General features: G+C 64.1%; 17 protein-coding genes. 14 read left to right on the top strand and 3 right to left on the bottom strand.

Annotation, left to right across the window (positions count from 1 at the left end; genetic code table 11):
• Window positions 1-2 precede the first annotated feature (2 nt).
• From HGO40_RS00415 to HGO40_RS00380, 8 genes are all read left to right on the top strand, one after another.
• Window positions 3-965 (top strand): AMP-binding protein, encoded by a 963-nt coding sequence (locus HGO40_RS00415; protein WP_250961415.1) that lies wholly within the window; start codon window positions 3-5, stop codon window positions 963-965.
• Window positions 962-1,732: an ABC transporter ATP-binding protein gene (locus HGO40_RS00410; RefSeq protein WP_250961414.1), complete on the top strand. Its 771-nt coding sequence runs from the start codon at window positions 962-964 to the stop codon at window positions 1,730-1,732. The genes HGO40_RS00415 and HGO40_RS00410 overlap by 4 nt, the downstream gene beginning before the upstream one ends.
• Window positions 1,729-2,610: a branched-chain amino acid ABC transporter permease gene (locus tag HGO40_RS00405; protein ID WP_250961413.1), complete on the top strand. Its 882-nt coding sequence runs from the start codon at window positions 1,729-1,731 to the stop codon at window positions 2,608-2,610. Before HGO40_RS00410 ends, HGO40_RS00405 begins: the two co-directional genes overlap by 4 nt.
• A gap of 4 nt (window positions 2,611-2,614) precedes the next feature.
• Window positions 2,615-3,700 carry a branched-chain amino acid ABC transporter permease gene (locus tag HGO40_RS00400; protein WP_250961412.1) on the top strand — a complete coding sequence of 362 codons (1,086 nt, stop codon included), beginning with the start codon at window positions 2,615-2,617 and terminating at the stop codon, window positions 3,698-3,700.
• Window positions 3,701-3,782: 82 nt separating this feature from the next.
• Complete coding sequence (locus HGO40_RS00395; RefSeq protein ID WP_250961411.1) at window positions 3,783-5,120, top strand: ABC transporter substrate-binding protein; 1,338 nt, start codon at window positions 3,783-3,785, stop codon at window positions 5,118-5,120.
• Window positions 5,121-5,173: 53 nt separating this feature from the next.
• A complete protein-coding gene (locus tag HGO40_RS00390) occupies window positions 5,174-5,950 on the top strand; it encodes an ABC transporter ATP-binding protein (RefSeq protein ID WP_250961410.1) in 777 nt (258 codons plus the stop codon).
• Window positions 5,951-6,121: 171 nt separating this feature from the next.
• Window positions 6,122-7,354 carry an SfnB family sulfur acquisition oxidoreductase gene (locus HGO40_RS00385; protein ID WP_250961409.1) on the top strand — a complete coding sequence of 411 codons (1,233 nt, stop codon included), beginning with the start codon at window positions 6,122-6,124 and terminating at the stop codon, window positions 7,352-7,354.
• Window positions 7,355-7,364: 10 nt separating this feature from the next.
• Window positions 7,365-7,757 (top strand): hypothetical protein, encoded by a 393-nt coding sequence (locus tag HGO40_RS00380; protein ID WP_250961408.1) that lies wholly within the window; start codon window positions 7,365-7,367, stop codon window positions 7,755-7,757.
• 320 nt (window positions 7,758-8,077) lie between these two features.
• On the opposite strand, the gene HGO40_RS00375 is transcribed toward HGO40_RS00380, so the two are convergent.
• Window positions 8,078-8,959: an AraC family transcriptional regulator gene (locus HGO40_RS00375; protein ID WP_250961407.1), complete on the bottom strand. Its 882-nt coding sequence runs from the start codon at window positions 8,957-8,959 to the stop codon at window positions 8,078-8,080.
• 63 nt (window positions 8,960-9,022) lie between these two features.
• Window positions 9,023-9,967: a DMT family transporter gene (locus HGO40_RS00370; protein ID WP_250961406.1), complete on the bottom strand. Its 945-nt coding sequence runs from the start codon at window positions 9,965-9,967 to the stop codon at window positions 9,023-9,025.
• A 74-nt stretch (window positions 9,968-10,041) separates the two neighbouring features.
• Between HGO40_RS00370 and HGO40_RS00365 the strand changes: the two genes are divergently transcribed.
• Window positions 10,042-10,896, top strand: a complete 855-nt coding sequence (locus HGO40_RS00365; RefSeq protein ID WP_250961405.1) for a LysR family transcriptional regulator — start codon at window positions 10,042-10,044, stop codon at window positions 10,894-10,896.
• A gap of 147 nt (window positions 10,897-11,043) precedes the next feature.
• Here HGO40_RS00365 and HGO40_RS00360 read toward each other — a convergent pair whose 3' ends face one another.
• Window positions 11,044-12,750 carry an amidase gene (locus HGO40_RS00360; RefSeq protein ID WP_250961404.1) on the bottom strand — a complete coding sequence of 569 codons (1,707 nt, stop codon included), beginning with the start codon at window positions 12,748-12,750 and terminating at the stop codon, window positions 11,044-11,046.
• Here HGO40_RS00360 and HGO40_RS00355 point away from each other — a divergent pair.
• The 5 genes from HGO40_RS00355 to HGO40_RS00335 all read left to right on the top strand — a co-directional run bounded on the left by HGO40_RS00355 (window position 12,740) and on the right by HGO40_RS00335 (window position 17,252).
• The gene (locus tag HGO40_RS00355) at window positions 12,740-12,967 is read left to right on the top strand and encodes a hypothetical protein (RefSeq protein ID WP_250961403.1); all 228 of its coding nucleotides are present in this window, start codon (window positions 12,740-12,742) and stop codon (window positions 12,965-12,967) included. The two genes, HGO40_RS00360 and HGO40_RS00355, sit on opposite strands and share 11 nt — an antisense overlap.
• 169 nt (window positions 12,968-13,136) lie before the next feature.
• Window positions 13,137-13,811 carry a phosphoribosyltransferase gene (locus tag HGO40_RS00350; protein WP_250961402.1) on the top strand — a complete coding sequence of 225 codons (675 nt, stop codon included), beginning with the start codon at window positions 13,137-13,139 and terminating at the stop codon, window positions 13,809-13,811.
• Between the two features lie 150 nt (window positions 13,812-13,961).
• Window positions 13,962-16,145, top strand: coding sequence for a PAS domain-containing sensor histidine kinase (locus tag HGO40_RS00345; protein WP_250961401.1), 2,184 nt, complete (start codon window positions 13,962-13,964; stop codon window positions 16,143-16,145).
• Window positions 16,142-16,543: a response regulator gene (locus tag HGO40_RS00340; RefSeq protein WP_250961400.1), complete on the top strand. Its 402-nt coding sequence runs from the start codon at window positions 16,142-16,144 to the stop codon at window positions 16,541-16,543. The genes HGO40_RS00345 and HGO40_RS00340 overlap by 4 nt, the downstream gene beginning before the upstream one ends.
• 265 nt (window positions 16,544-16,808) lie before the next feature.
• Window positions 16,809-17,252, top strand: a complete 444-nt coding sequence (locus HGO40_RS00335; RefSeq protein ID WP_250961399.1) for an HIT family protein — start codon at window positions 16,809-16,811, stop codon at window positions 17,250-17,252.
• Window positions 17,253-17,312: the final 60 nt, after the last annotated feature.

Genomic DNA, 17,312 nt, shown 5'->3' with positions numbered 1-17,312 from the left:
CGATGAGTGTCTACGAGCTCAATTCGTCGCTGCCCGACAGCGTGACCGACAGTGCTCTGGCAGCCTTGCACCGCTGGGCCAGGGAACGACCGACGCAGATCGCCCTGCGCCATCGACGCCTCGGCATCTGGAAGGCCTGGCGTTGGATCGATGTGCAGCGCGAGGTCGAGCGTGTCTGCGATGGCTTGCGCCAGCAGGGCTTTGCGCCGGGCGCGCGACTGGCGCTGAGCGGTGAGTTCGAGCCCAGCCTGCTGATCCTGGCATTGGCCGCGCGCCAATTGGGTGGGCACAGCGTGGTGATCGACCGCGACAGCCGTGGTGAGGATCTACAGCGTCAGCTGCGCCTGGCCCGTCCCGCGTTCGCCTTTGTCCAGCGCCGCGAAAACGTGTCGCACTGGTTGCAGTGCGGCTTGGACGAGGCGTGGCCACTGCAGCTGTATTCGGCCCAGGCCAATGCGGCCAGTCGCGGCCTGTGGCAGGTGCGGTCGCTGTCGGTGCTGTTTGTCACCGAGGCACCCACAGCTCAGCGCCAGGGCTGGGGCCAGGTCGCCGGAGACCCGGTGGTGTGGGTCGATGAAGGCACCGAATGGCGCGATGGCCTGGCCCACGTGTTCAGCCGCTGGCTGGAGGGCGGCGAAGGCTTGGCGTTTCCGGAAACCCGCGAGTCAGCCAGCCGCGATCGCCGCGAGATCGCCCCAACCGCCTTGCTGTTGTCCGCTACGCGAGTCGAATCGCTGGCGGCGGAAATCGAAGCGCGCCTGCCGCTGGCAGGCAGTTGGCGACGACGCCTGTGCGAATGGACCCTGGATGATCCGCGACGTGGCCTGCGCCGCTGGCTCAAGGCGCGGGTACGGCACCTGCTCGGCTTCCAGCGGCTGCGTCGGATCGAGGTGCCGAGCGCACACGCGGACCCCGTGCGGCAAGGTTCGGCGCGGTTGCTGCAGTACCTGGAGCGAGCGGCATGAGTGCGCTGCTGGAGGTGCGTAACGTGTCGCTGTCGTTCCGGGGTGTGAAAGCGATTTCCGACCTTTCGTTCAGCGTCAAGCTTGGCGAGATCTGCGCGCTGATCGGGCCGAACGGCGCGGGCAAGAGTTCGCTGCTGAACATCCTCAACGGGGTCTACCGGACCGACGCCGGCCAGTTGTTCTTTGCCGCCGAACCGTTGCGCCGGCCGCATCCGCTGAAGGCGGCGCGGCTCGGTATTGGCCGGACGTTCCAGAACAATGCGCTGTTCAAGAAAATGAGTGTGGTGGACACCCTGCTCACCGGTCTGTCGCGTTTCCAGCGGACGTTTTTTCTCGAACAGGCCCTGGGTTTGCCACGTGCCCGGCGCGAGGCCCGGGCGTTCGCCGAGCGTGCCGAACAGGTGCTGGAGTTCCTTGAGTTACAGGCCTGGCGCGACGTCGCCGTGGGCAGCCTGGCCTACGGCCTGCAGAAACGCGTGGAGCTGGGCCGGGCATTGATCGCGCAGCCGACCCTGCTGTTGCTCGACGAGCCGATGGCCGGCATGAACGCCGAGGAGAAGCAGGACATGAGCCGCTTCATCGCCGATATCAATCGTGATCTTGGCACCACGGTGATTCTCATCGAGCACGACATCCAAGTGGTCATGGGCTTGTCCAGCCATGTGGTGGTGCTGGACTACGGCCGCAAGGGCGGCGACGGCTCGCCGGCCGAGGTCCAGGCCAATCCCGATGTGATCGCTGCCTACCTGGGGACGCCTCGCCCATGAATTTCTTTTTGGAAACCCTGGGCGGCGGGTTGCTGGCCGGCACCTTGTATTCGCTGGTGGCCATCGGTTTCGTGCTGATCTACAAGGCCAGCGGCGTGTTCAATTTTGCCCAGGGCGCCATGCTGTTGTTCGCCGCGCTGACCTTCGTCAGCTTGCGCGAGCAGGGCCTGTCCTTTGCCCTGGCGCTGCTCCTGACGGTGTTGGTGATGATCGTTGGCGCGCTGCTGATCGAGCGCCTGGTGTTGCGGCCGTTGGTCAACCGCTCGCAGATTACCCTGTTCATGGCCACCCTCGGCCTGTCGTTCATCATCGAGGGCCTGGCCCAAGGACTGATGGGCGCCCAGGTGCGGGCGCTGGACCTGGGCATCGAGGACGTCCCGCTGTTCGTCGGCGAGATCATGATCAGCCAGTTCGACCTGATCGCCGCCGGGGTGGCGGCGCTGACGGTGGCGGTGCTGGCCTTGCTGTTCAACAAGACTCGCATCGGTGTGGCCCTGCGCGCCGTGGCCGACGATACCCGGGCGGCGCTGTCGCTGGGCATCAACCTCAACCGCATCTGGCAGATCGTCTGGGCCGTGGCCGGGGTGGTCGGGCTGGTCGCCGGGCTGCTCTGGGGCGCGCGCCAGGGCGTGCAGTTCTCCCTCTCGCTGGTGGTGCTCAAGGCACTGCCGGTGCTGATCATCGGAGGTTTCACCTCGATTGGCGGGGCCATCGTCGGCGGCCTGATCGTCGGCGCCGCCGAGAACCTCGCCGAGGCGTACATCGGCCCGCTGATTGGTGGCGGCATCACGCCCTGGTTCGCCTATTTCCTTGCCTTGATCTTCCTCTACATCCGTCCGTCCGGCCTGTTCGGCGACCGGATCATTGAACGGGTATGACGCCATGACTGCTACTGTTCCGCGCCTGACGGCCAGCTTCGACGAAGCGCCCCTGACCCTGGTGCGCCGCCGCTGGCGACCGGGGCTGCTGCTGTTGCTGCTGGTGGCTTTTGTCGGGCTGCCGTGGCTGGGCAACGACTACTGGCTCAACGCGATCCTGATTCCTTTCCTGGTGTTGGCGTTGGCCGGCCTGGGGCTGAACCTGCTGACCGGCTACACCGGCCAGACATCGGTCGGCGCCGCCGGCTTCATGGCGGTGGGCGCGTTCGCCACCTACGGCCTGTTGCTGCGCGTGCCGGGCCTGCCGTTGCCACTGGCGCTGCTCGGCGGCGGGGTGATCGCCGGGTTGGTCGGGCTGCTGTTCGGCATCCCCAGTTCGCGGATCAAGGGTTTCTACCTGATGGTTACCACGCTGGCCGCGCAGTTCTTCCTGGAGTGGGTGTTCGCCAAGTTCCCCTGGTTCTACAACTACGCCTCGTCCGGCACCATCAGCGCGCCACGCCTGGAGCTGTTCGGCCATCACTTGGGCACCCCGGTCGGTCGCTACCTGCTGACCCTCAGTTGCGTGGTGTTGTTGACCTGGGTGGCGGTCAACCTGGTGCGTAGCCAGGTCGGCCGCAACTGGATGGCGATCCGCGACATGGACACCGCGGCGGCGGTGATTGGGATTGCCGTCGAGCGCGACAAGCGCATGGCCTTCGCCGTCAGTTCTTTCTACCTGGGCATCGCCGGCGCGCTCTGGGCGTTCGCCTACCTGGGGACGGCCAGCGCCGGGAGCTTCGATATCAATCGCTCGTTCCAGATTTTGTTCATCATCATTATCGGCGGCATGGGCAGCATCGCCGGCAGTTTCATCGGTGCGGCCTTCATCAGCCTTGTGCCGATCCTGCTCAGCCATGCCGGGCAATGGCTGTTCAACGGCAACGTCGACGCCGGGCAACTGCAGAACCTGCAGAAGGTGCTCTTCGGTGGCTTGATCATCTGGTTCCTGATCAAGGAGCCGGAAGGGCTGGCACGCCTGTTCGACGACCTGCGCGAGCGCATCAGGGTCTGGCCGCTGCGGGTCTGCGCGCCGACCCCCCCCCAATGAACCTTGACCCGACCCAGGGAAAGGAGGTTTCCAACCGCCGGCCGTCATGACGCGGCCAGGCATTCAAACCGAGAAAACCATCATGCATGCAACCTTCAAACGTCGTCTCGCCGCCATCGGCCTGGTGCTTGGCGCCTGTGCGGCGCTGATACCGGGTGCCCAAGCGGCGACCAACGAGCAGTTCTTCCCCTTGGCTACCTATCGGGTCGGCGCCTATGCCTCCAGCGGTATTCCGGTGTGGGCCGGAATGATCGACTACCTGCGCTACATCAATGACGTGGAAGGTGGGATCAATGGCGTCAAGCTGGTCTGGCAGGAATGCGAGACCGAATGGACGGCGGAGAAGGGCATCGAATGCTACGAGCGCTTCAAGAATGGTCTCGATGGCGCGCCGGTGGCGGTCTATCAACCCAATGGCGCGCCGGCCGCCTATGCCCTCGCGGACAAGGCCGAAGCCGACAAGATTCCCTTGATCACCCTCGGTTATGGCCGTACCGAAGCCACCGATGGCCGGGTGTTTCCCTACAACTTCCCGGCCATGCTGACCTTCTACAGCGAGGCCTCGGCGTTCATCAACTACGTGGCCGAGCGCGAGGGCGGGCTGGACAAGCTCAAGGGCAAGAAAATCGCCACCGTCTACCACGACTCCGCCTATGGCCGGGAGACCCAGGGGCCGCTGGCGTTGCTGGCGCAGAAGTACGGCTTCGAGAATATCCAGATCGCGGTGGCCGACCCGGGTAACGAACAGGCCGGGCAGTGGCGCCAGGTGCGGCAACTCCAGCCGGACTGGGTGTTCCTGCGGACCTGGGGCGTGTCCACGCCGGTGGCGATCAAGACCGCGGCGCGTTTTGGCTACCCGGTGGAGCGCATCGTCGGCGACTTCTGGGCCAGGTCCAACGAAGACGTGTTGCCGGCCGGCGAGGCGGGCAAGGGGTACCTGGCGTTGACCCCCTATCCGGGCGGCGCCGACTTCGAGATCCACCAGCGCATTCGCCAGCACATCCTCGACACCGGCAAGAGCGACCTCAAGGATCCGAAGAGTTTTGGCAGCGTCTACTACAACTCCGGCCTGGTGAATGCCGCCATCGCCGTCGAAGCGATCCGCACCGCGCAGCAGCATTTCGGCAATCGTCCGCTCAACGGTGAGGAAGGTCGCTGGGGCCTGGAGCACCTCGACCTCAACGATGCGCGCCTCAAGGAAATCGGTTTTCTTGGATTGATGCAGCCGCTGCGCCTGTCCTGCAGCGACCACGAAGGCGGTGGGGCGGCCAAGGTGCAGCAATGGGACGGCCAGCAGTGGAACCTGATCACCGACTGGGTCCAGGCCGACCGCGCCACGTTGCGCCCATTGATCGATGCCAAGGCCGCCGAGTACGCAAAAGAGAAAGGCGTGACCGCCCGCGATTGCGCGGCGCAGTAGCCATTTACAGCGACACACAACCGGGCGCGACTGCGCCCGAGGGAGAAGAAACCATGACCTTTGCGGCCCTTGCCGGCACCGAAAACAGCGAGTTGCTGGCGGTGCAAGACATCGAAGTAATCTACGACGGCGCGATCCTCGCCGTGGCCGGGGTTTCCCTGCGGGTCGGCCAAGGCGATATCGTCGCCCTGCTCGGCGCCAACGGGGCGGGCAAGAGCACCACGCTCAAGGCCATTTCCGGGCTGGTCCAGGCTGATCGGGCGCAGGTCAGCCGTGGACGAATTGTCTTTCAGGGACAGGACACCGCCGGCGTTGCGGCCAATCTGCTGGCGCGCCAGGGCATCGTCCATGTGCTGGAAGGGCGGCATGTGTTCGCCCATTTGACGGTCGAGGACAACTTGCGCAGCGGCGGCTTCCTGCGCAAGCCGACGCGCCGTGAATTGGAACAGGATCTGGAGCGCATCTACGCCTGGTTCCCGCGGCTGAAGACCAAGCGCAAGACCCAGGCCGGGCTGACCTCGGGCGGCGAGCAGCAGATGCTTGCCATCGGCCGCGCATTGATGACCCAGCCTCGACTGGTGCTGCTCGACGAGCCCTCGATGGGGTTGGCGCCGATCCTAGTCGAAGAGATTTTCGCCATCGTCGCGCAGCTCAATGCCCAAGAGGGCATGAGCTTTCTGGTGGCCGAGCAGAACATCAATGTCGCCCTGCGCCATGCCAACTACGCCTACATCCTGGAGAACGGCCGGGTGGTGGGCGAGGGCGATGCTACGGAGCTGGCGGCCCGGGAAGACCTCCAGCATTTCTACCTGGGTGGCAAGGCTCGCTGAGGACGATGCGACGCAACTGTTCGCGGGGCAACAGTCCCTCGACAGTTTGTCGTTCCCGGGGCTTTCAGGTGTATCCGGGTTATTTATCAACTCATTGAATGTAAAGAGTTTTTAAGGTTGGTACGGGCTGTGCTTTAGCGCTGGATGAACCCGTTATGCATGGAGTAGCACATGACCGACTCACCGTCTTTCGATCTGCCTGGGCAGGCCCATCCGGCGCCGCGCAGTCCGGCCCACATCATCCGCAGCGATGCCGAGGCCATTGAAGTGGCGCATCGCCTGGCCCTGGATTTCGCCCGGGAGGCGGCCTTGCGCGACCGCGAGCGGCGGCTGCCTTGGGAGGAGCTGGAGCGCTTTGGCGCCAGTGGGCTGTGGGCGATCCGCGTGCCAAAGGCATACGGTGGCGCCGAAGTGTCCTATGCCACCCTCAGCGAAGTGATCGCGATCATTTCCGCGGCCGATCCGTCTCTCGGCCAGCTGCCGCAGAACCATTTCGGCGTGCTCAGCAACCTCAGCCTGACCGGCAGCGAGGAGCAGAAGCGCCGTTACTACGCCAAGGTGTTGCAGGGCTATCGTTTCGGCAATGCCTTTTCCGAAGCGCGCAGCCAGTACGTCACCACTTTCCAGACGCAGCTCCGCTTCGACGGCGACACGGCGGTACTCGACGGCGAGAAGGCCTACTGCACCGGTGCGTTGTGCGCCCACATCGTGCCGGTGGCCGGCGTGAATGAGGAAGGGCACGTCCATATCGCCCTCGTCCCACGGGATGCGGCGGGCCTGACGGTGATCGACAGTTGGGACGGTTTCGGCCAGCGCATCACCGCCAGTGGCCAGGTGCGCATCGACGGCGTGCGGGTGCCGGCCAACGCCGTGGTGCCGGCCTGGAAAGCCTATGAGCAACCCACCTCCGACGGCCCGATTTCGCAAATCATCCAGGCTGCGGTGGACACCGGCATTGCCCGTGGCGCCTTCGCCGAAACTCTGCGCGTCGCGCGCCAGGCGCGTCCATGGGTGGACAGCGGGCTGCAACACGGTTGGCAGGACCCGCTTGGCCAGGCGCTGATCGGTGAGTTGGCCTGGCGCCTGCAAGCGGCCGAGGCGATTCTGCGGCGCGCGGCGCACGCGGTCGACCGGGCTGTCGCCGAACCCAGCGAGGAACGAGTGGCAGAAGCCTCGGTGATCGTCGGCCAGGCCAAGGTGCTGTCCACCGAGATTGCCCTGGAGGCATCCAGCCGTCTGTTGGAGTTGGGCGGCACCCGCAGCGTCTCGGCCAGCCAGGGGCTGGACCGGTTCTGGCGCAATGCGCGGACCCACACCCTGCACGATCCGGTGCGCTGGAAATATCACTTGGTCGGCAATCAACTGCTCAACGGCATCAAGCCGCAACGTCATTCCTGGAACTGAGGTATTGCCCATGTCCAACTTACATTCCCAAGGCCGTAGCGACCTGGCCCATGCCCGTCATGTCGAGGCGGCGCTGCTCGACTTTCTGCGTGCCCAGAGCGCTCGGCATGAAGCCCTGGTGATTGCCGCGGTCGGCGATTTGCGTATCCGCATCGACGCTGCCGATGCCTTGCTGGAATACGCCGACGAGTCCCAGGCGGCCGCCAGCGCCTTTCGCCTGGCCGCCGCCGAGGCCGCGCGCCTGGCCGGCCATGCCTACTTCGAACTGGCCGGTCGCAGCCTGCCGCGGCCCTTGCCGGACAGTCCCGAACCGGCCCTGCTGACCCAGCGTCGGCTGCTTGGCGACCATTACCTCAACGGCGCTGCGTTGGCCGATGGGCAAGGTATTGGTTTGGCCGGGTGAAGGTCTATGTTCGGCGGCGGAGGCAATGCTGTTCGCTTGAGGCTTGGGACTTGAGGCTTGAGGCTTAAGGTACGAGCCATTGTGGATGAGTCATTGTGGCGAGGGAGCTTGCTCCCGCTGGGCTGCGTAGCAGCCCCATGCGGCCATCGAGGGTGCCAGATTGCTTGGGCCAACAGGCGCCGGGGGGCGCTTCGCACCCCAGCGGGAGCAAGCTCCCTCGCCACAGATGTATTCAGTAAGGGGGGCTTTGGGTTGTCGACATCAAGGTGGGACTGGCGAATGACCACCAGGCTCGTCTCGTTGTAGACGTGGGACTATGATCACCTGAGCGGCAGAAAGAGCTCGGTTACGGCTTCGTTCTCGGCAACGTCCGGAAAGAACGTAATGCGCTGGCAATAGAGCGGGAAATCCCCCGGCTCCTCACCGCTGGGCGGCAGCCAATTCCTGTACAGGTACAGCGCGGCAGGCTCGAGGTTATCGGCGCCACCTTCGACCCGCAGCACGGCACAACGCCCGGCAGGGATACTGCCGGCCTTGATCGCTTCGCCGGTTGGCGTGATGGGTTGGTCCGTCCCAGCGCATAGATCCAATCGATAGTTTTGCGGCGCAGTCGCGCGCGGGTCGGTGTGGAAGACATTGAACGTCGGACTGGTCGGCGGGATCAGGCCGACACTGCGTCGCCAGGCAATGAAGCGTTGGATCGTCGTGCCGATCATCGCGGGATCGCCTCGGTGTTCCATGATGGCGACGGGGGTCGCGGGAACGCTACGGATCTGTACATCGCTGGGCTGATAAGTCGTGGGCATGAAACGGTTCCTCGCGTTGTGCAATGGCGTGAAAGTAATGCCCCAGTGCTGCCAGTCGGGCGATTTGCGGAAATTCGAGGGTTGTTGCCCCACGCGCTGTCGAAAGGCACGGGCAAAGGCATCAGGCGCACCGTAACCGGCACCCATGGCAATCTCTGTAATCGTTTCATGATCGCGAAACGCCAGTTTGTAGGAGGCACGTTTGAGGCGAGCGAGCTGGACATAGCGATTCAGCGGCAGATTGAACGGCGCCATGAACTGCCGGTGGAAATGGTATGTCGAAAAGGCCGCGACGCCGCTCAACGTATCCAGGTCCAGGCAGTCATCCAGATGCAGATCGATGTAATCGAGCACTTTCTGCATCCGGGATCGGTAGCGCTTTTGTGTGTCGGTCATGGGCTTTCCCTGTAGAGGACACCAGCATGAGGCCAACCAGCCCGATGCGCTCGACCGATCTTGCTATCTTGAGCTCGAAACCGCCTGCCGCGCTTCGGTACCCACGACCAGCCAGATGCCGACCCCGGACACGGCCATCCCCACCGCCATCTGCCAGGAAAGTGGTTCGTTGAACATCGCCCAGGCCCAGAGCATGGTAATGGGCGGGCTGAGGTACAGGACACTGGCGACGCGGGTGGCGGTCGTGCGGCGCAGGCACAGCCAGTAGAGCCCGTAGCCGCCCATTGTCGAAATGCCCGCTGTCCACAAGACGCTCAGTGCACAGCCGGTGCTGGGTAGCGGGGCCAGGCTGCCATGGACGCCCTCTACCAGGGCGAAGGCCAGGCCCGACACGCAACACTGCAGCCACAGGTTGGGCAGCAGGCCCAGCGATTGTTCGGCGGGCAGGTATTTCTGCCACAGGGTCGCGACGGCGAGCGAGAGCATGCCAAGCAGCGGCAGGCCATAGGCCCACAAGGGTGCGTTGCCCCACGCCAATGCGCCCTGGGTCACCAGCATGACGCCAACCAGGCCGATCAATAACCCCGCCCAGACCTGCCACGCCAGCCGTTGCCGGAGTACGCCGGCGGCCAGCAGCGCCAGGCCCAGTGGCAGCAGGTCGGCGACCAGCGCGGCCAAGCCCGCCGGTACACCCAGGGCAATGCCTTGGGTGATACCACCCAGGTAGCCCGCCATCGCCAAGAGGCCGATGCCGGCGTTTTTCAACAGCGCGACGGGTGAGGTTCGGCGTAGTTGCCCGGCGACGAAGGGCAGCAGGACGAGCGTGACCACGACGCATCGCCAGAACACCACCAGCAGTGCCGGCGCGTAGTCGATGGAAAAGCGCGCGCCAATAAAGCCGGAGCTCCACGACACCAGCAAAGCCGCTTCGAGCAAGGGCAGTGGGATCAGCCAATGCCAGGCGGGCCGAGGCCGGGACGTGCAGGTCATCGATTTATTCGGGTTCATGACCACAGGCTACGGAACCCGGCTAATCTAATAAATCAAAATGAAATGCATCAGTTATTCACGAAGATTGAATCATGACGGCCGTACTCGATATCGATTTGATACGTACTTTTCATGCGGTGGCGCGGATCGGGAAATTCAGTGGGGCGGCGGAACAACTGCACAAAAGCCCGGCGGCGGTCAGCGTGCATATTCAGCGGCTGGAAGCGGTGGCGGGCGGGCGGTTGCTCAACCGGGACAATCGATCGGTATCCCTCACCGCGTTGGGCAAGCGTTTGCTCGTGGCGACGACGGAGCTGCTCAATACCCACAACCGGGTACTGGCCGACCTGCACGGCACCCGTTTGGCGGGACGCATCACCTTGGGGGTGCCGGATGAATATGCCGACCATGTCATCCGCGACATCCTCCCGACCTTCGCCACCGCGTGGCCCAACGTCGTGCTGGAACTCAAGACCGCGCCAAGTTACGCGCTGCGTGACCAGGTGCAGCGTGGCAAGCTCCAGGCAGCGGTGGTTACCCAGCCGAAGGGCCAAGCGAACGCAGAAACGCAAGTGCTAGTGTCCACCACGCCGGTCTGGGTCGGGCCAGTCCACGGGACGGCGGCCTCGCTGGAGCCGTTGCCGCTGGCGGTGCATGCGGCGCAATGCCCTTATCGGCAAGCGATGGTGGAAACCCTCAGGCAAAGCGGGCGCAGGACGCGCATCGTCCTGGAAAGCCCCTCCAACCAGGCCGTCAAGGCCTGCGTGGAGGCCGGGTTGGCGATCAGCCTGATCGACCGTGGGCGGGTGACGGATGCGATGCGGATCCTTGAAGGCCTGCCGGTGATCGAGGAGCATGAGGTGGTGTTCATGCGAGGCCAGGCCTCACAGGATGATGAAGCCGTGAACCTGCTTGCCCGTGCCATGCAGCAGTATTTCCGGCTGTAGAACCGGTCCGGGGACTGCTGCGCAGTCCAGCGGGAGCAAGCTCCCTCGCCACGGTGTTGCGCCCGTACTCAAAAATGAAGTCGAGCGCTGCTTTTGTGGCGAGGGAGCTTGCTCCCGCTGAGTTGCGCAGCAACCCCAATGACCGGCTCAAGCCGACAGCGGCGGGGTCCGAGGCGGGACCAGGCGCTTGGAGCCGATCGACTCGAACGCCGATGCCAGTCGCAACAGTTTCGAATCATCATAGGCGCGCCCGGCAAATGTCAGCCCGACGGGCATGCCGATGTCGGCCATGACGCCCATCGGCACGGTGACCGTGGGCACGCCCAGGTGACGGATGGCGAGGTTGCCGTTGGCGACCCAGACCCCATTGCTCCAGGCGATATCGGCAGAGGCCGGATTGATATCTGCGTCCGCCGGCCCGACATCGGCGACGGTCGGGAAGATCACCGCGTCCAGGCCCAGCCGTTCCATCCAGTCTTCCAGGTCGATCCGGCGTGTTTCTTCGAGCCCCCGCAACCCGGCGGGCAGTGTCGGGATCTGGTCCCAAGGCGTGATGCCGCGTTGGGCCATCTTCACGTACTCATCCATGCCGGCGGCCAGGTCGTCCTCGCGGTTGGGCAGGGTGCCCGGGTCGTGGGGGAAGATCTTCGGTCCGTCGACGTCGGCCAGGCGATTCAACTGTGGATCACCGTTGGCCCGCAGGAAATCATCGAATGCCCAGGCCGACAAGTCCCACAATTCATGGTGCAGGAATTCCTTGGAAACCAGGCCACGGGTGAACACCGTCGGCGCGCCGGGACGATCGCCCTCGCAATTGGACACCAGTGGGAAATCCACCTCGACCACTTCGGCGCCACAGGCCTCCAGGGCCTTGCGGGCTTGCTCCCAAAGGTCGATCACCGAGGCGCGGGTGACGATGCGCTGCCCCGTCGGGCCGCCGATGCCGGGGGCCTCGGCCGTGCCGGCTTCTGGGTCGGCGTTGATGTACATCCGTGGCACGCCGAACCGAACGCCGGCCAGCGCCCCGGGTTTGCTGGCAAGGCTCGGATACGAGGCGGGACGAACCGAGTCGACGCTCGGAATCGGCACCCAGGGTTGCAGGCGCCACAGGTCGCCACGGGTGTCCGGGTCCTCGGCGACCACCACGTCCAGCACTTCGAGCAGGTCGGCCATGGTCCTGGCGAAGGGCACGACGACGTCCATGGTCGGTGTCAACGGCCAGTTGCCCCGCACCGAAATCACCCCACGGGACGGCGTGTAGGCGCACAGGCCGTTGTTCGACGCCGGGCCGCGCCCGCTCGACCAGGTTTCTTCAGCCAGGCCGAATGCCGCGAAACTGGCGGCAGTTGCGGTGCCCGCACCGTTCGAGGAGCCGGAGGCAAAAGGCGCGGTGAGGTAGTCGCCGTTGTACGGGCTTTCCGCCCGGCCATACACCCCGCGCTGCATCCCGCCGTTGGCCATGGGCGGCATGTTGGTCTTGCCCAGGCAGATAGCCCCGGCGGCGCGCAGCCGTTCGATGGTGAACGCATCGCGATAAGCCACCAGGTCCTTGAACGCCGGGCTGCCGGACGCGGCGGTGAGGCCCTTGACCAGATAACTGTCCTTGGCCGTATAGGGAATGCCGTCGAGTGGACCGAGGGTCTGGCCGTTGGCCCGGCGGGCATCGGAGGCCTGCGCTTCCTTCAGCGCATCCGGGTTGCGCACCACCACCGCGTTGAGGGCGGTGGGCGTGTCGGGGCCGTCGTAGGCATCGATCCTGGCGAGGTAGGCCTGGACAAGCGCTACCGCCGTGGTCTGGCCCGATTCCAGCGCGGCGCGCAGTTGGGCAATGGAAACTTCGGTGATGTCGATCATGCAGTTACCGCCGCGGCAGAAGGATGACGGGGTGTGCGGTCCATTGACGTTGGGGCCTGGCACTTCAGGTCATCTCAAGGTGGATATTTATCGGGTTTTGATTACTGTACTACGGAAGATCGAACAAGGGCAGCCCATGTTTGACGGGATTCTTCTCGGTCGTGCCAAAATTTCTCCTCCGTCAGACCTCGTTAAGAAACGGCTTCGGCAGGCGTGATGACTCGCGATTCCCAAGTCGCTGGCGCCGACGATGCGGTCACGTCCGTCGATTGGCGTGACGACGCAGGCAGTTTGGATCACTCAGCCGTTGCTGGACACCCTGTGCCGGGTATCCTGACAGGGTGACTGTGCGGACGACGTGTCTGTTTTTGCAAGGAGACCCGACCATGAATCCCCTGTCTTTTGCATCGCCGCCTTATGCCGATCGAGCCGCGGCCGGCCATCGCTTGATAGAACCCTTGGCCCAGTACCGTGGACGGAGCAATGCGATCGTCCTGGCGTTGCCCCGGGGTGGCGTGCCCGTCGCCTGGGCGGTGGCCGACGCCCTGGGGTTGCCCCTCGACCTGATGCTGGTGCGCAAGCTGGGTGTGCCGTCTCATCCGGAAGTGGCGATGGGCGCGATTGCCAGCGGCGCCATCCAGATTCGCAACGACGATGCGTTGTGTGCCCATCACGTCGACCAGGCTGCCTTCGATGCGGTGCTGCAGCGGGAAAGGCAGGAACTGGCGCGTCGTGAAGCGCTTTATCGCGGCAGCCGTCCACCTGTCGACCTGAAACAGCAGGTGGTCCTGCTGGTGGATGATGGCTTGGCCACCGGTGCGTCAATGATGGCGGCGGTCCATGCGGTACGCCTGCAAGACCCTCTTGCCATCGTGGTTGCCGTTCCAGTGGCACCGGTCGAAACCGCCGAAGCCTTGCGCAGTGAGGTCGATGAGTTTGTGTGTCCGTTGATGCCCGAGTGGATGCGCTCGGTCGGCGATTGGTATGAAGACTTCAGCCAGACCCCGGACGAAACAGTGGTCGCGCTATTGGACAGGGCCTGGAGCAGGCCTCGTTCATAACCGCTGCGGGAGCTTGTCGATTAATGCCATGGCTGACGTACGGCACAGGCGCCGATGTCCTTGAAGAGTTTCCTGAACTCGCGCGCTCAATAGCGATCTAGAATCCATTGAGACCCTGAGCGTTGCAGCCAGGGGGTTTGAGGATGACTGATGTCGAACATTGAAGAGCTCCCCTTGGAAGCCTGTACGCCAAGCGAATATGAAAGCCTGATCGCGATGGGGACGAATGCGCTGGATGCCATTCCCGGTGCGGTGTGTCTCTGCGATCGCCAGGGGTGGCTCGTGCGATATAACAGCGAGGCGGTCGAACTGTGGGGCAGGGCGCCGGCGCTTGGAGAGAACGGCGACCGCTTCTGCGGCGCCCATCGATTGTTCCTGGCCGACGGAACGCCGCTGGCATTCGAGCACAGTCCGACGGCCTCGGCGCTCGAGACCGGCATTGCGCCGCGCAATCAGGAAGTGATCATCCAACGTCCGGATGGCTCGCGGTTCGTGGCGCTTATGAACATCCGCGCCCTCAGGGACCGGCGGGGCGTCATTCAAGGGGTGATCAATTGCTTCCAGGACGTTTCGGCGCACCACGCCATGGCCGAAGAGCTTCGGCGCAAGAGTGCCGACCTGGAAGACTTTTTCGAGAACAGCGCGGTAGGCCTGCATATCGTCAGTGGCGAGGGCATCATCCTGCGCGCCAACAAGGCGGAGCTGGCGCTGCTGGGCTATCCGGCGCAAGAATACATCGGTCGCCACATCACCGAATTTCATGTCGACGAGCCGGTTATTGGCGACATTCTCACCAAGCTGGGCAGTGGCGATCGCCTGGAGAGCTATCCGGCGCGCCTGAGGGCCAAGGACGGCTCGATCAAGCATGTCACGATCACCTCGAACGGCCGGTTCGAGAACGGAAAACTCTTCAATACTCGCTGCTTCACCATCGACAGGAGCAGCGTCCATGCGGCCGAGGCGGCGCGCCAGGACAGCGATGACCGGCTTTCGGCGACCTACGAAGCGGCGACCATCGGCATTGCCGAGGCCGGCATCGACGGCCGCTTGCTCCGGGTGAACGATGCCTTGTGCAACATGCTGGGCCGGTCACGGGACGAGCTCTTGTCAATGACCTTCCTGGATTACACCCACCCGGACTGCATCGCGCAGGATGCCGGGTTGTACGCCCGCCAGGTGGCCGGTGAACTGGATAACTACGTGCTGCGCAAGCGCGCGGTGAAGCCCGATGGCGAGGTGGTTTACCTCGACATCCACAGCTCGTCGGTGAGGGACGCCAACGGGACGTTTCGGTATGGCGTGCGGGTGCTGCAGGACGTCACGCTGGCGCGGCGCATGGAAAACCAGGTCCGCGAAAGCGAACGGCACATGCGCAATCTCCTCGAAGCGTTGCCGGCCGCGGTGTACACCACCGACGCCGAAGGGCGGATCACGTTCTTCAACCGCGCCGCTATCGAGTTGTCGGGGCGCACGCCGCAGTTGGGCGAGATGTGGTGCGTGACTTGGAAGCTGTGCAATACCGACGGAACCGCGCTGCCCCACGATCAATGCCCGATGGCGGTGGCGCTGAAGGAAAACCGGCCGATACGCGGCGTCGAGGCGATTGCGGAGCGGCCCGATGGCAGCCGTGTACCGTTCACACCGTTTCCCACGCCTCTGCATGATGCCGATGGAAACCTGGTGGGCGCCATCAACATGATGGTGGACATTTCCGAGCGAAAGCAGGCGGAAAACCGGCAGAAGACATTGATCGATGAGCTCAATCACCGGGTCAAGAACACCCTGGCCACGGTGCAATCCCTGGCGGCCCAGACCGCGCGCAATGCCGAGGATGCGAAGGACGGCTACCGGCGTTTCGAGGCGAGGCTGTTGGCCTTGTCGCGAGCACACGATCTCTTGACCAAACGGCATTGGGGCCAGACGCCGCTCGACACCCTGGCCCATGAAGTGCTGCTGCCGGTCTTCGGGCATGAGCCTGGCCGTGTGGTGATCAAGGGGGCTGCCGTGGACGTCGGCACCCGCGTGGCGCTCAACCTGACGATGACCCTCAATGAATTGGCGATCAACGCGCTTAAATACGGGGCCATGTCGGTCGAGACGGGCACGCTCGCCGTCACCTGGCAGCTGCAAGCCCAAGGGGACGGAACGCTGTTGACCCTTGACTGGCAAGAGCGAGGAGGGCCAGCGGTCGCCCCGCCGGAACGGGAAGGGCTGGGTTCGCGCCTGATGAAGCGTTGCATTGAGCGCGACTTGGGTGGCACCTTTGAGCTCACCTTTGCTCCACAGGGCGTTTGCTGTCGCTTTTCGTTCCTGATTGGGGTGGCTGGGGCATGACCCCATTGGCTGGAAACAGGGTGCTGGTCGTCGAGGACGAAGGCGCCATTGCCCTATTGATCGAAGAGATGCTTGAGGAATTCGAATGCGAGGTCGTGGCGTCCGTCGCCCGGCTCGCCAAGGCCTGTGAAATCGCCCGCTCGGTGCAGGTTGACCTGGCGATCCTGGACGTCAATCTGGCTGGCGAGCGCGTGTTCCCGGTGGCCGAGATTCTTCGCGGTCGGCACATTCCCTTCCTGTTCAGCACCGGCTACGGCGCGAGCGGGCTGCCGGCCGAATACGCCGGATGCCCGGTGTTGCACAAGCCGTTTTCGCAAAATGAATTGCAGCAGAAAATGGCCGTAACGTTGAAGGAGGCCCGCGCAGGCGGCGTAACATCCAGCACTGATGCCAACTGATCCACCGCTATCGCGAGCAAGCTCGCTCCCACAATGGATTTAGGGTGTGCCCACGATCTGAATCAAACCAGAAATCCCCTGTGGGAGCGAGCTTGCTCGCGATGGCGATGGCACAGGCAAAATCATCACCAACTGACTCACACCGCCATCGCCAGCAAGCCCAACCCTTGGCTTTCAAACAGGCCTCTACAAGGGAGACGTTGTCTTCGGACTGTGCTAAATCTCTTACCGGCAACCCACCGCCCTAACCATTCAAGGAGTGAACATGAGTCTCCACGGTCATTACGATCCAAAGAACATCTTTGCGCTGATCCTTCGCGGCGATGCGCCGTGCTACAAGATTTACGAAGACGCCGATGTGCTGGCCTTCCTGGATCTCTTTCCGCAATCGCGCGGCCATGTCCTGGTCATTCCCAAGAATTCCCAGGCGCGCAACATCCTCGAAGTCGAGCCCACAGTCCTCGGCGCAATGATGTCGGCCGTGCAGCGCCTGACGCGGATCATCGTGGACGAGTTGCAGCCGGACGGCGTCCAGATCGCGCAGTTCAACGGCGCGGTGGCCGGGCAGACGGTCTACCACATTCACATGCACATCATCCCTCGCTGGGAAGGTGAAGACGCGGGTGTGCATGGCCGGGGCAAGGCCGATCCCGAGGAACTGGAAAAACTCCAGGCTCGCCTGGTCGCGCGCATTGGCTCAGAGGCCTGACGCTGAGAAAAATCCTCTCGGGGCACAGGGCGTGCCCCACGCATCAGAACGGGCGATCAC

It is taken from the genome of Pseudomonas sp. CG7 (assembly GCF_023701885.1).
In the GTDB taxonomy this organism is placed as follows: domain Bacteria; phylum Pseudomonadota; class Gammaproteobacteria; order Pseudomonadales; family Pseudomonadaceae; genus Aquipseudomonas; species Aquipseudomonas zanjanensis.
This window is presented reverse-complemented; position numbering and strand designations above follow the sequence as displayed.